This is a genomic window from Nonomuraea sp. NPDC004186, assembly GCF_053603495.1.
The window spans coordinates 14,546-29,761 of the sequence record NZ_JBSGFQ010000075.1; the positions used below are offsets into that span (position 1 = coordinate 14,546).

General features: G+C 69.5%; 9 protein-coding genes. 3 read left to right on the forward strand and 6 right to left on the reverse strand.

All coding sequences use genetic code 11. The features are described from left to right. Positions 1–23: 23 nt before the first annotated feature. The 4 genes from ACWEPL_RS43290 to ACWEPL_RS43305 form a co-directional block, all read right to left on the reverse strand. The gene (locus ACWEPL_RS43290; protein ID WP_452439616.1) at positions 24–1,367 is read right to left on the reverse strand and encodes a tyrosine-type recombinase/integrase; all 1,344 of its coding nucleotides are present in this window, start codon (positions 1,365–1,367) and stop codon (positions 24–26) included. 316 nt (positions 1,368–1,683) lie between these two features. Then, complete coding sequence (locus ACWEPL_RS43295; RefSeq protein ID WP_452439617.1) at positions 1,684–2,163, reverse strand: hypothetical protein; 480 nt, start codon at positions 2,161–2,163, stop codon at positions 1,684–1,686. Between the two features lie 132 nt (positions 2,164–2,295). Further along, positions 2,296–2,652, reverse strand: coding sequence for a hypothetical protein (locus ACWEPL_RS43300; RefSeq protein WP_452439618.1), 357 nt, complete (start codon positions 2,650–2,652; stop codon positions 2,296–2,298). 467 nt (positions 2,653–3,119) lie between these two features. Beyond that, positions 3,120–4,418 carry an NB-ARC domain-containing protein gene (locus tag ACWEPL_RS43305; protein ID WP_452439619.1) on the reverse strand — a complete coding sequence of 433 codons (1,299 nt, stop codon included), beginning with the start codon at positions 4,416–4,418 and terminating at the stop codon, positions 3,120–3,122. A gap of 183 nt (positions 4,419–4,601) precedes the next feature. Here ACWEPL_RS43305 and ACWEPL_RS43310 point away from each other — a divergent pair, with 183 nt between their 5' ends. From ACWEPL_RS43310 to ACWEPL_RS43320, 3 genes are read left to right on the forward strand one after another with little or no spacing between them, the layout of a single operon-like run. Continuing rightward, complete coding sequence (locus tag ACWEPL_RS43310) at positions 4,602–8,126, forward strand: nSTAND1 domain-containing NTPase (protein WP_452439620.1); 3,525 nt, start codon at positions 4,602–4,604, stop codon at positions 8,124–8,126. 29 nt (positions 8,127–8,155) lie between these two features. After that, a complete protein-coding gene (locus tag ACWEPL_RS43315; RefSeq protein ID WP_449909920.1) occupies positions 8,156–8,809 on the forward strand; it encodes a hypothetical protein in 654 nt (217 codons plus the stop codon). Further along, positions 8,806–11,271 carry an NACHT domain-containing protein gene (locus ACWEPL_RS43320; RefSeq protein ID WP_452439621.1) on the forward strand — a complete coding sequence of 822 codons (2,466 nt, stop codon included), beginning with the start codon at positions 8,806–8,808 and terminating at the stop codon, positions 11,269–11,271. The genes ACWEPL_RS43315 and ACWEPL_RS43320 overlap by 4 nt, the downstream gene beginning before the upstream one ends. Positions 11,272–11,313: 42 nt before the next feature. On the opposite strand, the gene ACWEPL_RS43325 is transcribed toward ACWEPL_RS43320, so the two are convergent. Further along, entirely contained in the window at positions 11,314–11,655 is a 342-nt protein-coding gene (locus ACWEPL_RS43325; protein ID WP_452439622.1) for a DUF6300 family protein, read from the reverse strand. Further along, complete coding sequence (gene dnaE / locus ACWEPL_RS43330) at positions 11,652–15,206, reverse strand: DNA polymerase III subunit alpha (RefSeq protein ID WP_363978733.1); 3,555 nt, start codon at positions 15,204–15,206, stop codon at positions 11,652–11,654. Before dnaE ends, ACWEPL_RS43325 begins: the two co-directional genes overlap by 4 nt. Positions 15,207–15,216: the final 10 nt, after the last annotated feature.

Consider the following 15,216-nt stretch of genomic DNA (forward strand, 5'->3'; position numbering starts at 1 on the left):
CCGCACTCGGACAGACCGCTTTCTTATCGCGCTGAACGGTTGCGGATCCTTGAAAACGCGTCCAAGGCGGTCTCATCCGCGTCGTCCAGGGTGTGCAGGTACTTCTCGGTGGTCGCGATGGAGGCGTGGCCGAGGCGTTCTTTGACTACTTGAAGGTCGGCACCGCCCGACAGCAGCCATGAGGCGTGTGCATGACGAAGGTCGTGAATTCGGACGTTGATCGTGAGTCCGGCCTTGGCAAGGGCGGGCTTCCATACCTGCTTGCGGAATGCTTCGGCGGGAATGTGTCCATCCGTCTCTCGGACTGCCCGGGGACGGCGAGGTTTGTCCTTGCCATTGACCCGGCGTCGTTCGGCACGGTACTGAGCGAGAGCGGCCCGGCAGTGCGGGCATCGACACTTTCCTATGTTGTAGGCCATCAAGGTGCCGTGCTGGTAGGTCTTTCCCGTGGCGTCAGGCTTTGTGAATCCGAGAGCGATTGGTGACGAGGCCGGCAGGGGAGCTGCGGTCGTGAGTTCTACCCGCCAGGTGAACAGGAGATCGTCCGGATCGAGCTTGTTCTGCTTGATATGAGCTGCCAGCTTGTCCGCCAGCTGCTTGCTGATCTTGAAGCGGCGGAACTCCTTGTCCTTTGGATATTCCTTGACAAGGAAGCGCCCACCCTGGGGGTGGAACTTGGGGTTCAGCTCGACAACGGCTCGGCTGATCGTCAGGATCCTGGTCCTCGTATCGAAATCTCGCACACGCAGCTCGGTGAGCTCGCCCCAGCGCAGCCCGGTTTCGATGTCGGTTTCGACCAGCAGGCGAGCGTCTTCGTTGGGCAGCTCCTCATAGAGGATGTCGAACTGCTCTGGGGTGATGATCGTGCGGGGCTTGGCCGCGACGGGTGGGGACTTCACACCCTTGCAGGGGTGTAGGAACGTCACCTGGTCATTCAGGGCAGTCGTGAAGATCGCACTGAGGATGATCTTCCCTTTCTGGATGGTCACCGGTTTCGTCCCGGCGGCTTTCGCTGAAGCGATCCATGCCCGGACGTGCTCAGGCATGATGTCGATCATCCGCATGGATCCGAACTCTGGGATCAAGTGCTTCCGAATGACGTACGTGTAGTTCTGACGGGTACTGGCTTCCATTTCATGGTTTGGAAGCCAGGTATCTTCGACGTAGTCCTTGAATGGTTGGCGGCCTCGCTTGGAATCCCAGATGCGTCCCTTTGCGGCCTCGGACTCAGCGCGCTGCCATGCCTTGTCGGCCTGCTTCTCTGTGGTGAATGTGCCAGCGTGCCGGATCTGGCCTTTCAGGTCCCGGTAGACGGCCGCGTAACGGACCTTGCCGCCCTTGCCGATGCGTTGCCGAGAGAATCCCACCGGCGTCCACTCCCCTCACTGTGTGATCACCTGCCACCGATTTGCCATCAGGACGGTGCGGCACGGACCGATCTCCGACGACACGCGCTGGGCACTCAACCGCTGTCCTACCTGCGATTTTACGGCTTCGATAGTCAGTTGGCCACGTAGGGTTGAACGCCTGGTAAAGGCTGATAAGGAAGAGGTCCCAGGTTCAAGTCCTGGTAGCCCCACAGAGTTTCACCAGCTCAGAGGCTAGATCCCAAGATCGTGGATCTGGCCTCTTGATCGTTTGACTGTCGCGCCGAACCTCGTACCGCGCAGTGCCGCGATTCGGTCACCGTGAACAGTCCCGGTCCCTCTTCACGCGCCCATCCGCGTTCCACCAGCCGCTTGAGCTTGGAGCGCAGCCCCTCCCGCTTGGCGGCCTCATCCGGCAACCCCATCGCCACCGCGATCTGCCCGGCCCGCAACGCTCTCCCGGCATCGACCATGATCTCCGCCGCGTCCCGATACGCCGCGGCAACACCGCCACCGTCACGCCCGGCTGCCACGGAGGCACCGTCACCACCCCAAGCGCCGACGGCCCCACCTGCACCGACGCGGCCACATCGACGACCTCGACAGCACCTGCGGGCTCGTCGACCAGTCGGGCCGGCTCGCCCAAGATCTCCTCCACGGTCTCCCGCGTGATCACCAGCCGCGACAACCGATCCTGCTCGGCCTCCAGCCGTGACTCCAAAGCGATGATCTGCTCCCGGATCTCCTCGATCCGCTGCCGGGCCACAGCCTCCTGCCGCGCCAGTTCCTCCAGCAACGAGCCCATCGTCACCACCGCCTCACACGCTTGCACTCACGGTAGAAGGCAGCACCCCGATCAAACAGTGGAGACATGTCCGAGTGCTACGGACGTGGAGCCACAGTGATCTACTCGTGGCCCTCGACGCCTTCAGCGCTTGTCGGCGACGATCGCCGTGACCAGGATGGCGACGACGGCCAGGTCCAGGGCCATCCTGGCCACGTCAAGGGTGATCCACAGGCCCACCTCGGCAAGCGTCGCCCCGTGGGTCCAGCCGAGCACGGTGGGCGCGAAGTACAGGTAAGTGGCCAGGCGCTGCGGATAGTAGACGCCGCCGGCGGCCAGCAGCAGCCGGCGCCGCCGGGAGCGGTGCCAGGCCAGGGCCAGTGCCGCGGGCATGAGCAGCCACTCCACCAGCGGGTTGAGTGCCACATACAACCCGGTCGCGCCGCCGGAGGCGGGCGACTGCATCAGGCCTAGGTATGCCTCGGGCGTCGGGTACATCACGTGCTGAGCGTGGCCATGGTGAGGGGCTCCTGGCTGGTCGTTGGACTTTCTCGACGTTGCGACGATCGCCGCGGCTCGTCCCGCGTCAAGATCGTTCGTCCTCGCTTCGCTGCGGGCGCTGCATCTTGACAGCCGGAGGCTCTTCGGGGTCCGTCAGTCGGCGACTCTGCCGAACAAGTGGTTGGCGGGAGCATCGGGGTCGTTGCCGTAGAAGTACTCCGCGAGCGCCTGGTGGAATTCGGTGCGATCCAGCGCGCCTGAGCCGTCCAGGTCCAGGGCGGTGAAGACCTCGGCACAATGCTCGAAGGAGATGTTGCCGTGATCGCACCCAACCGGCCGGGTGTAACGCAGACCAAGTGGGTCGGGAAGGTGCGGGTCGCATGAGGTGGGTGGAACGCGGCCGGTGCCGGGGGCTCGTTCCCCGCCTCCGGATCGGCGCGGCCCGCGTACTGGCCAGGCGCCGCCGGCTACGTCAGTAAGGCGGTCTGGCAGCGGACCCGGAGGGGCGCCCTGACACCGTCCGGCGGCCACAGCGCGGAGGCGTGCGCGTGGATCAGGTCGTGGAGCCGGTACAGGCCCGGGGCCGGCTCCTGCAGGAGGTGGGCGTTCAGGAGGTGGTCCAGGAGCCGGATCGCCTGGGTGGTGGTCGTGTTCAGCAGGGCAGCGGCGGTGTCGAGGTCGAAGGCCGGGTGGAGGGCCGAGCCCAGGAGCCGGTAGGCCTCTTGCTGGTCGGTGGGCAGGCGTTCGTAGGAGCGGTCGAAGGCGGCGGTGACGCTTTGGTGGCCGGCTGTCAGTTCGGTGAGGCGGTCGGCGGCCAGGCGGTCGAGCAGGTGGTGGGCGTTCCAGGCGGGGTGGGCCTGGAGGTAGGCGGCGGCGATGCGGATGGCCAGGGGGAGGAGGCCGCAGCGGCGTACGATCTCGGCCAGGACGTCCGGAGGCGTGTCCCCGTCGCATCCGGCTGTGCGGGTGAACAGGGTGATCGCCTCTGCCAGGGGCAGGGTGTCCAGGGACAGGATGCGGGCGTTGCCTGGGCAGGTCAGGCGGTGGCGGCTGGTGACGATCACCTGGCAGCCGGGGGTGGCGGGCAGGAGCGGGTGGAGCTGGCGCTCGTCGGCGGCGTCGTCCAGGACGATCAGGAGCCTGCGGCCGGCCAGGACGCTGCGGTACAGCGCGGCGCGGTCGTCCAGGTGCCACGGGATGTGTTCCGCCGGGACGCCCATGGTGCGGAGTACGCGGGCGAGGGCGGCGCCCGGTTCGACCGGTGCCGTCGCCTGGGCGTGGCCGTGCAGGTTCACGAAGAGCTGCCCGTCGGGGAAGCGAGGGGCGAGGCGGTGGGCGGCGTGTACGGCCAGCACCGTCTTGCCCGTCCCGGCCATGCCGTTGACGAAGATGACGGCCTCGTTCAGCTCAGGCATGGTGGTGGTGTGGTCCTCCACGATCGCGAGTTCGCGTTCCCGGACGCCCGGCGCGGCGACGTCGGCGGGCAGCTGCCGGGGGATGGTCCACGGCCTCGGGCCGGTCGCAGACGGGCCAGCCAGGGCTGTGGTGGGGCGGCCACGGGCGACCGCGTTCAGGGTCGCCCGTTCCGCACCGTCCAGCTCCAGCGCCTTCGCCAGCTGCAGAACCGAGGTGGTCCGCGGCTGCAACAGCCCGTCGTTCTCCAGCCGACGCACCGTCCTGACATTCAGACCCGCCCGTTCGGCGAGTTGCTCCTGCGTCAGCAGCGCCCTCCTGCGCCACATGCGTAGCAGCGCCCCCAATGACATCCCGACACCCCCGTCTTCTTCGTCGGTCCTGCCCCCGCGCACAACCACGACCATCGAAACCGCGTCCCGGCTGTTCAGGCCACTGGTCGGACGGCATTGGACGGAATCGGACGGGGCGGATGAATCCGGCTATCCGCGCAAACGTGATTGAGGGCGTGCGGGCGATTGGCCAGAATGAGCGCCATGGGCGAGCGAGGCGGGGGCGGCCGATCCCACGATGTGTGCCCTTACCAAGGTCTGGTGCCGTTCGAGGGCACGAAGGCCGACCTGTTCTTCGGGCGTACGCGGGCGACCCGCAGCCTCCTGGATCGCCTGGGGAGGCGGCTGGCGCGGCACGGATCCATCCTGCTGGTCTCAGGCGCCTCGGGGGTGGGCAAGTCGTCGCTGCTGCGGGCGGGGCTGATGCCGGCGCTGGCGGAGGGGATGCTGCCGCTGGCCGGGTCGCGGGACTGGCCGCGCCTGCTGGTGACGCCGAGCGCGAAGCCGTTCGGCGCGCTCGCCGGGGTGTGGGCGGGGGAGTTCGGCGGGCTGGTCGAGACCGTGGCCGAGCGATTACGGGAGGATCCGGGGGAGGTCGTCGCGGGAACCGGGCGGTTCGTACTGGTGGTCGACCAGTTCGAGGAGCTGTTCACCCTGGTGGGCGACGAGCGGGAGCGGCAGGCGTTCGTACGGGCCCTGCACGCCCTGGCCGAGGGCGCGGACGGCGGCGGGGTGATCGTCGGGGTGCGCGCCGACTACTGGGACCGGTGCGCCGCCTACCCGCAGTTCGCCGAGGCGATCCAGGACGGTCAGGTCATCGTCGAGCCGATGACGGAGCCGGACCTGCGGCTGGCCATCACCGGCCCGGCGGCCGCGGCGGGCCTGGAGCTCGAACAGGGGCTGGTGGAGATCATCCTGGCGGAGCTGCGCGCCGGCGACCGGTACGAGGCCGGCGCTCTGCCCCTGCTCTCCCAGGCCCTGCGCAACACCTGGGAGCGGCGCGAGAAGGGCACCCTGACAGTCCGGGGGTACGAGGACTCCGGCCGGGTACGCGACTCCGTACAACGTACGGCCGACGAGGCCCTCGACGGGCTGCGGCCGGACGATCGCAAGGCGGCGCTCAGGTTCTTCCGGCGGATGACGACGATCACCGCGGGCGGCCGGGTGGCGCGGCGCCGGGCGACGCTGGCCGAGCTGCACGCCGCCGCGTCGGCGCGTTCGGTGGAGGACCTGGAGCGGACGGCGGCGCTGCTGTCCGCGTTCGCCGACCGGCGCCTGCTCACCCTGCACGAGGACAGCGCCGAGATCGCCCACGACGCGCTTCTGACGGCCTGGCCCACCCTGCGGCAGTGGCTCGAACCGGACCTCGCCGCGCAGACGGTGTACGACGGGCTCCTGGAGGCCGCCGCCCAGTGGGCGGAGAACCACCGCGACCCGGCTTTTCTCTACCGGGGGCCCCGGCTGCTGGCGGTCCAGGACAGCCGGCCCCGCTGGGAGCGCGACCCCGACAGCTTCCCCCCGCCCGGCGCCACCGTGGAGAGCTTCGTCGCGGCCTCCACGCGGGAGGCGCGGCGGGTGACCCGGCGCCGCCGGCTCGTCATGTCGGGTCTGGCAGCGCTGTCGGTCCTCGCGCTCGCCGCTGCCGGCACCGCCGTCAACGCGGCTGCCGACGCGAACTGGCAACGCGGTCTGGCCAGCTCCCGCCAGCTGGCGGCGCAGAGCGAGGTCACCGGCGACACCGCCCTGGCCTCGATGCTCGCCGTGGCGGCGTGGCGGATCGCGCACACCAACGAGGCCAGGAACCGGGTGCTGACCGCGGCGACCCGTACCGGCAGGGGGACGCTCACCGGGCACCAGCAGGGCGTCACGGCGGTGGCGTTCACTCCCGACGGCGCGACCATCGCGACGGGGGGCGCCGACGGGACGGCGCGGTTGTGGGACACGGCGACGCGGCGGCAGCTCGGCGCTCCGATCACCCGGGCGAAGTACGACTGTTCGAGCGTGCGGCTGGCTTTCAGCCCCGACGGCCGGACGCTGGCCACGGCGTGCCTCGACAGCGTCCGGTTCTACGACGTGGTCACCCGTCGCGAGCTGGGCGCCCAGGTGAAGGCCGAGGAGGTCGTGACGGCGCTCGCGTTCAACCCGGACGGGAGAACGCTGGCGACCGGCGACAGCAAAGGCGTGGTCCAGCAGTGGGACGTGGCCACGCACCTCCCGCACGGGGCTCCCATGGGCCGTCCGGACGAGGGGCACGCCATCCACGGGGTGACGTACGGCAGGGACGGGAAGATCCTGGTCACCGCTGGGGAGGACAAGACCGCGCGGCTCTGGGACACCGCCGCGTCCCGCCAGCTCGGCGCCCCCTTCACGGGGCACACCCAGGCTCTCGGCGACGTGGCGCTCAGCCCGGACGGGTCGACCCTGGTAACCGTGAGCTGGGACCGTACCGGCCGGGTGTGGGACGTGGCCACGCGCAAGCCGAAGGGGATGCTCAAGGACCGCACGGCCGGTTACTACTCGGTCGCCTTCAGCCCGGACGGCACGCGGATCGCGACCGGCGGGGACAGCGGCCGCACCGTGGTGTGGGACACGGCCAGCCGGCAGCAGCTGTTCACGCTCTGGGACAACTACGCCAGTGTCGACGACATCGCGTTCAGCCCGGACGGGAGTGTGCTGGCCGCCGCCAGCAATGACGGCGTGGTCCGGCTGGCCGACCCGCAGGTCCTCCAGCAGAAGGGGACCCGCGTGCCGGCGCTGGGGGCCGTCGCGCTGAGCCCGGACGGGCGGATTCTGGTCACCGGCGTCGCCGACGAGAAGAGCCCCGACCTCCAGCTGTGGGACGCGGCCACCCAGCGTCCTCTCGGCCCGCCGCTGCATCCCGAGGGCGCCCGCCGTGCGGCGGCGTACCGGGTGGAGTTCACTCCCGACGGGCGGACACTTCTGTCGGAGGGCTTGGACGGGATACGGCTCTGGGACGTCGCGAGCCGCCGCGAGGTCGCGCACGAGAAGTCGCTCGCGTGGGCCAGGATCAGCTCCGACGGCAGGTTCGTCGCCGCCCAGCGGGACAAGTCCATCGTGTTCTGGGACATCGCGAGCCGCAGGGACACCGGAGTGCGCATCACCGTACGCGACGGCACCGACGTCATCACGGCGATGACGATCAGCCCCGACGGCACGATCGTGGCGACCGCGGGCTTCGACAACCGGATCCGGTTCTTCGACGTCGCCACCGGCCGGGAGCTGCCCGGCCCGACGTTCACGGCTCACGGCGGATTCGTCAACGACCTGGCCTTCAGCCCCGACGGGCAGCGGCTGGCCGTCACGGCCTACGACAACAGCGTGCGCCTGTGGGACGTGCCGCACCGCCGTGCGGTCGGCATCGGCCTGATCGCCGAGGAGGGCATGACGACCTCGCTCGCCTTCAGCCCCGACGGGAAGGTCCTCGCCACCGGCCTCACCAACGGCGAGGTGCAACTCTGGGACCTGCTGACCTACCGGCGGCTCGGTTCCGCGATGAAAGGCCACACCAAGGGCGTGACCGACCTCGTCTACAGCCAAGACGGGACGACGGTCGCCACGGCCTCGGGAGACAGGACCGCGCGGCTGTGGAACGTCCGCACACCCCCCGACCTGGTGGCCGCGGCGTGTGCCAACGCGGGCCGCTCCCTCACCCGAGAGGAGTGGGAGAATCTCGTGCCCCAGGAGGAGTACCGCCAGACGTGCACGTGACCCTGGACCCGACCACGGAGAGAACAAGGATGTTCCTGCGAGGCTTACGGCGGCGGACAGGCAGGCCCGTCCCGGAACTGGTCGCGTTGTTCCGTTCGATCGTCGAGGGCGGTCGCGACTTCCACCCGATCGCGTCCGACTTCCTGGAGCACTTCATGGACGGCGCGGGCGCGTCGAGGACGATGTCACTGCGGTGGTTGCGCTCGTTCAAGGTGATCAAGAAGGCCGAGCGCAAGAATCAGCGCCGGTTCGAACGGCAGCTCGCCCGCACGGCGCGGCAGCTGCGGGAGGGGGAGTCGAGCTGGTTGCACGACTACTGGGACGCGCGGATCAACGCCTTCATCGGTACGGAGCTGTTCTACGTCAGCAGGATGAGCCTGCTGCGCTCGCAGGGGTCGTTCGTGCTGACCAGGGACGGACCGGAGGTACGCGTGTCCGGCACGGTTCGCCACCGCTGGTTCGACCCCTACGACTGGGACCGCGGCCGCTGGGTGTACATCCCCCGGCACGGGTTCGTGCCCATCGCGGTCGGCCGTGACCTGGTGGAGGCCGACGAGGCCCGCAACTTCCTGATGGAGTCGCGCCACGTGCAGACGCTGGAGGGCCGGTGCCTGGAGGGCCGGTGGCCGCGGCGCGGCAGGGACGAGTTCGGCTGGGCGCTGGTGCGGGCGGGAGAGGGATGATCGAGGAGCGTCCCCGTCCGCCCGATCCCGCCGAGGCGGGCAGCACGGCCGACTTCGTACGGTCGCTGGCCCGGCTCAAGCAGTGGGCGGGCGAGCCGTCCCTGAGCAAGCTGCGTTCGCTCGGCGGCCAGACGACGGCCACGGACGGCGCCACGGTCGACGCGTTGCCGAAGAGCACGGTCTCGCACGTCCTGCGGCAGGAGGACCGGCTGCCGCGGTGGGATTTCGTCCGCGCCTTCGTCACCGCCTGCTTCCACTACTGCGACTACCCGGCCGAGCTGATCCCCGGCGAGCTCGAACGCTGGCGGGCGGCCAGGACGGCCCTGGCGAAACCGTCCGCCCCCGTCCCCGAGCCGCCGGCGACGCCGGCCGTCTCCACGCCCGATCCCGCCGTCGAGCTGCTGACCCGCCGCGTGGTCCGCGAGGAGGACCGGGCGCGCAAGGGGCTGCTCGGCGGCTACAACCTCGCGGCGCTCTCCTTCAGCCTGTACGGCGACACCGGCGAGACCGAGTGCGACCTGCACACGATCGGCCGGTTCTTCGGCGACCTGGGCCCGCGGCGCCTGCTGGTCGTGGGCGAGTCGGGGGCCGGCAAGACGGTGCTGGCGATCGAGCTGGTGCTGCAACTGCTGGAGCCCGTGCTCGCCGCCGGCGGCCGGCTCGACCAGGGGCAACTGGTGCCGGTACGGCTGAGCGCGGCCCGCTGGACCCTCGGCAGGCCGTTCGAGGCCTGGCTGGCCGAGCAACTGGCGCAGGACTTCGGGCTCGCGGCCAGGGACGCGCAACGGCTGGTACGCGATCGCCGGGTGCTGCCGGTGGTGGACGGGCTGGACGAGCTGGACCCCGAGCCGGCGTGGGGCCCGCCGCGCCGGGCGATCGGGCTGCTGGCCGAGCTCAACCGCTACAGCGACCTGTCCGGCCGGCGACCGGGGGCGGTCGTCGTGACCTGCCGCGCCGACCGTCACGCCGAACTGCGCGAGGCCGGGGCCGGGCTCGACAACGCCGCCAGGATCCACCTGCACAACCTGACCGGCCAGCAGATCGGCGCGTACCTGCGCACCCGCTGGCCGGACGGGCACCCCTACGGCGCGCACCGCGAGGCCATCCACGGGGCGCTGTCCGGGCCGGCGGGCAAGGCCGTGCACGCCGCTCTCGCCACGCCCTGGCGGCTGGTGCTGACCGTGACCGCCGTGGAGTCCGGCGCCGATCCCGCCGGGCTGCTCCGCGTGGATCCGGGGCTCGACACCGGTGAAGGGGTGGCGCGGATCGTCAGGAGGCTGCTGGAGGCGTACGTGCCGGCGGCGACCGTGCTGACGCCCCGTACCGCCTACGGGGCTCCGTACCAGGCGGAACAGGTGCGGTCGTGGCTCGTGCACCTGGCCGCCCACCTGCGCTGGCAGGCCGCCCGGGGCGCCGAGGTGGACCGGCCGCCGCCTGGCCTGACGGCGATCGACATCGTTCCGCACCTGCTGTGGCCGATCGGCGGCAGGCGGCGGGTCTGGGCGCTGCACTGCCTGGTCTGCGCGCTCTTCGCGGTCGTCGCGATGCTGGCGTACTGGACGGGGTCGGCGGCTGACGATGCTGGAGCCGGCCCTGAGCGGCTGCTCACCCTGACGCTCATGGCGGGCTGGGTGGTGATCGCCACCGGCCTGTCGTTGTCGCCCTGGCCCGCCGCCGCCGGTGGGCGCAGCGAGGTCCCCCGCCGGCGGCGCGTGATCGGCGGCCTGCTGGGCGCCCTGGCGGGCACGCCCGTCGGGGTGCTCGGCGGCCTGGCCGGACTCGTGCTGACCGGGGGCAAGGTCTTCGGGCCCGTCTTCGCCGTCGCCGCGGGCGGCACCGGAGGGCTGGTGCTGGGCGCGGTCATCGGGCTGACCGCGGCAGGGCAGCGGGGCGCCGAGCGGATGACCGTCCCCGAGGTGCTCCACGCCGAGCCCATCACGCTGCTGGGCTTCGGGTTGTGCGGCGCGATCATCGGGCTGGTGCCGCTGCGGCTGGCCCACGCCGGCCCGCTGCCGCTGGCCGTGGGGCTCGCCGGGACCTTCGCCCTCGCCTTCACGCTGGGGGTCGTCTTCAAGATCGCTACCGGGGGCTGGAGCAGGGATGCCGAGCTGGCCCACCCGCGGGAGGCACTGCACCGCAACCCGACGATCGGGCTGGCCTTCGGCCTCACCGGCGGCGTCGGCGCCTTCCTGGTGTTCGTCATGAACACCGGCGTCGTGGAGTCGCTGGTGTGCGCGCTCGTCGGCGGCGTGACCTTCGGGCTGTCCTTCGGGGCGATCGCCTGGGCCCGTACGATGATCGGGCTGGTCGTCGCGGCCATGCGCGGCCTGCTGCCGCTGCGGTTGTGGGCCTTTCTCGACTGGGCCTGCGAGGCCCGGCTGCTCCGGGTCAGCGGCGCCACGTACCAGTTCCGGCACCGGGAGCTCCAGGACTTCCTGACCCCCTCCGACGGTGACCGGTGAGCTCAGGGCCGCTCGGCTGCGTGCGGCTCGCCTGGCCGGGCGTCAAAGCTCGCTGCGCCGCCACTGCTCGATCTCGTCCTCCAACGCCTGCTCATTCAGCATCGGTACGAACACGTTGGTCGCCCATGCAGTGAACAACCGCACGAACTCGTGGTCCTCGTCGTTCGGCTCACCGTTGACGTGGAACCACGAGATCAGTGGGGCGGCGTGCAGATCATCCGTGTCGCAGTCCGAGCACAGCACCACCCCGGTGTAGCCCTCCACCCGCGTGCCGACGGCGTTGTACCAGCCGTTCGGCACGCGTGCGTACAGCAACCCCGCTCGGCCGCAGCGGGGGCACCCCGGCGCGTCGTCGGAGCTGATGACCTCGATCCGCCGGCTCAAAGCGACAGTGCTTCAGGCCCGAGCAGCGCCTTGATGTCGGCAGCGAAGCTCGGTTCGGCGTTGACCGGCCACTCCGGTAGCGACATCACCATGACCTTGCCCGCCGGCCGCCGCAGGTTGATGTGCAGCGGTACGCGGCCCTGGTGCATCTTCAGCACCTGGCGCAGTTCGTCCAGCAGGGTCGGAGTGATGCGTTCTTCCCGCAGGAGAAGCGTGATCGGGGCGCCGGACTCGCTGTTGACGCCGGACACGTCGATGAGGGCCATCTCCTGGGCGAAGACCGAGATGGCGCCGTCCCGGTTGTTGATCTGGCCCTTCACCGACACCACGATGTCCGGCCGCAGCTCCGGCCCGTACAGCTCGTAGTTGCGGGGGAAGAACAGGCATTCGACGGCGGCGTCCATGTCCTCGACCGTGAGGATGGCCCACGTGTTGCCTGCCTTGTTCACCCGCCGGTCCACCTTGGTGACCAGGCCGGACACCTGGACGTCGCCGCGGTCGTCGCGGCCGCTGTCCAGCAGGTCGGCGATCGTGGTGTCCCGGTTCCTGGCCAGGAGGCGTTCGGTGCCGGCCAGCGGGTGGTCGGACACGTACAGGCCGAGCATCTCCCGCTCGAAGTCGAGCTTGGTCTTCTTGTCCCACTCGCCTTCGGGGACGGCGATCGTGAACGCCGCGTCGTCGCCGGTGTCGTCCATCCCGCCGAACAGCGAGTCCTGGCCGTGCGCCTCGTTCTTCTTGATGTCGATGACGGACTCGACGGCCTGCTCGTGAATCATGAGCAGGCCCTTGCGCGGATGTTCGAGGGAGTCGTACGCGCCCGCCTTGATCAGCGATTCGATGACGCGCTTGTTGCAGGCGGTGAGCGGCACCTTGCCGAGGAAGTCGTTGAAGTCGGTGAAGCGGCCCTTCTCCTTGCGGGCCTTCACGATCCCTTCGACGACGTTCTCCCCGACGTTGCGGACCGCGCCCATCCCGAACCGGACCTGCGTGTCCCCGACCGCGACGAAGTCGAGTTGGGAGTCGTTGACGTCGGGCGGGAGCACCTGGATGCCCATCTTGCGGCATTCGGCCAGGTAGACGGCCGCCTTGTCCTTGTCGTCGCCCACCGACGTGAGCAGGGCGGCCATGTACTCGGCGGGGTAGTTGGCCTTCAGGTACGCGGTCCAGTAGGCGACCAGACCGTAGCCGGCGGTGTGGGACTTGTTGAACGCGTACCCGGAGAAGGGCAGCATGACGTCCCACAGCGCCTGGATCGCCTCGTCGCTGTAGCCGTTGCCGCGCATGCCGGCCTGGAAGTTGGCGAACTCCTTGGCCAGGATCTCGGGCTTCTTCTTGCCCATGGCGCGGCGCAGCAGGTCGGCGCCGCCGAGGGAGTAGCCGGCCAGCTCGCGGGCGACGGCCATGATCTGCTCCTGGTAGACGAGCAGATGGAAGGTGGGGCCGAGGATGGGTTCGAGCGCCTCCTTGAGCTCCGGGTGGATCGGCTCGATGTCCTGGCGGCCGTTCTTGCGGTGGGCGTAGTTGGTGTGCGCGTTGGCCGCCATCGGGCCCGGCCGGTAGAGGGCGAGCACGGCGGCGATGTCCTCGAACCGGGTCGGTTCCATCAGCTTCAGCAGCGATCGCATGGGGCCGCCGTCGAGCTGGAACACGCCGAGCGTGTCGCCGCGGGCCAGAAGCTGGTAGGTCTTGGCGTTGTCGAGCGGCATCGTCAGGGTGTCGAGCTCGACGCCCCGGTTCTGCTTGATGATCTTGATGGCGTGGTCGATGATGCCCAGGTTCCGCAGTCCCAGGAAGTCCATCTTGACCAGGCCCATGTCTTCACAGGACGGGTAGTCGAACCCTGTGATGACCACGCCGTCCTTGTCCCGCATGTGCATGGGGATCAGGTCCAGCAGCGGGGTCGAGGACAGGATGACAGCGGCGGCGTGCACGCCGGTGCCGCGGATCAGCCCCTCGATGCCGCGGCCGGTGTCGATGACCTTCTTGACGTCGGGGTCGTTCTCGTACAGGGCGCGAAGCTCGGTGCCCTCGTTGTAGCGGGGGTGGCTCTCGTTGAAGATGTCCGCGAGGGGGACGCCCTTGCCCATGACGTCCGGCGGCATCGCCTTGGTGATCTTGTCGCCCATCGCGAACGGATAGCCGAGAATCCGGCTCGAGTCCTTGACGGCGGCCTTGGCCTTGATCGTGCCGAACGTGTTGACCTGCGCGGTGAACTCACTGCCGTACTTCTGGGTGACGTAGGCCACCATGCGATCGCGCTGGCGGTCGTCGAAGTCGAGGTCGACGTCCGGCGGGTTGATCCGCTCAGGGTTGAGGAACCGCTCGAACAGCAGGCCGTGCTCCAGCGGGTCGAGCTCGGTGATGCGGGTGGCGTACGCCACGATCGAACCGGTCGCCGATCCACGGCCGGGCCCGACCGGGATGCCGTTGTCACGGGCATATTTGCAAATGTCGGCCACGACGAGGAAGTACGAGGAGAACCCCATCGGACCGATGACCTTCATCTCGGTCTCGTACCGATCCATCACCTCGGCCGGAATCGGGGTGCCGTACCGCATCTCCAGGCCGCGCTCGCATTCCTTGCGCAGCCACGACTCCTGGGTCTCCCCCTCGGGCACGTCCGGATAGTCGGGCATCCGGTCCACCTGGGCGAACACGTCGCCGTAGTCGCCGATCATCTCGGCCACGAGCAGCGTGTTGTCACATGCCTCGGGCAGTTCCGGGAACAGGGCGTACATCTCGTCGGCGGGCTTGAGGTAGTAGCCGGATCCGTTGAACCGGAACCGGTTCGGGTCGTCCTTGTTCTTGCCCACGCCGACGCACAGGAGGCTGTCGTGGGCGTCGGCCTGGTCCTCGGTCACGTAGTGGGAGTCGTTGGTGGCCAGCAGCGGAATGTTGAGCTGCTTGGCCAACCTGAGCAGGTCCTCCCGGACCTCCCGCTCGATGCTGATGCCGTGGTCCATGAGCTCCAGGAAGTAGTTCTCCTTACCGAAGATCTCCTGGTACTCGCCGGCGACCTTGACGGCTTCGTCGTACTGGCCCAGCCGGATCCGGGTCTGCACCGCGCCGGACGGGCAGCCGGTCGTGGCGATGATCCCGGTCGCGTACTGCGAGATCAGGTCCTGATCCATGCGCGGCTTGGAGTAGTAGCCCTCGAACGACGCCAGGGACGACAGCCGGAACAGGTTGCGTAGCCCGTTCGCGTCCTTGGCCCACATGGTCATATGGGTGAACCGGCCACCGCCGGAGACGTCCTTGCCACCCTCGCCGTCCGCCACGCCGGTCTCGGCCCGCTGCCCCCAGAACACCGGCTTCTTCACGAACCGGCTGTGCGGGGCCACATACGCTTCGATCCCGATGATCGGTTTGACCGGTGTGCCCGACGCGACCTTCTGGAACTCGTACGCACCGAACATGTTGCCGTGGTCGCTCATGGCGATCGCCGGCATGTCCAATCGTTCGGCCTCTTTGAACAGCGGCTTCAGCTTGGCCGCCCCGTCCAGCATGCTGTACTCGGTGTGGACGTGCAGATGCACGAACGACTTGCTCACCCGTTCCCCC

Bases quoted from the DNA above. Each gene is read 5' to 3' on its own strand.
- ACWEPL_RS43305 (WP_452439619.1), bottom strand. From the start codon at position 4,418: ATGTCATTGGGGGCGCTGCTACGCATGTGGCGCAGGAGGGCGCTGCTG.
- ACWEPL_RS43320 (WP_452439621.1), top strand. From the start codon at position 8,806: ATGATCGAGGAGCGTCCCCGTCCGCCCGATCCCGCCGAGGCGGGCAGC.
- ACWEPL_RS43315 (WP_449909920.1), top strand. From the start codon at position 8,156: ATGTTCCTGCGAGGCTTACGGCGGCGGACAGGCAGGCCCGTCCCGGAA.
- ACWEPL_RS43310 (WP_452439620.1), top strand. From the start codon at position 4,602: ATGGGCGAGCGAGGCGGGGGCGGCCGATCCCACGATGTGTGCCCTTAC.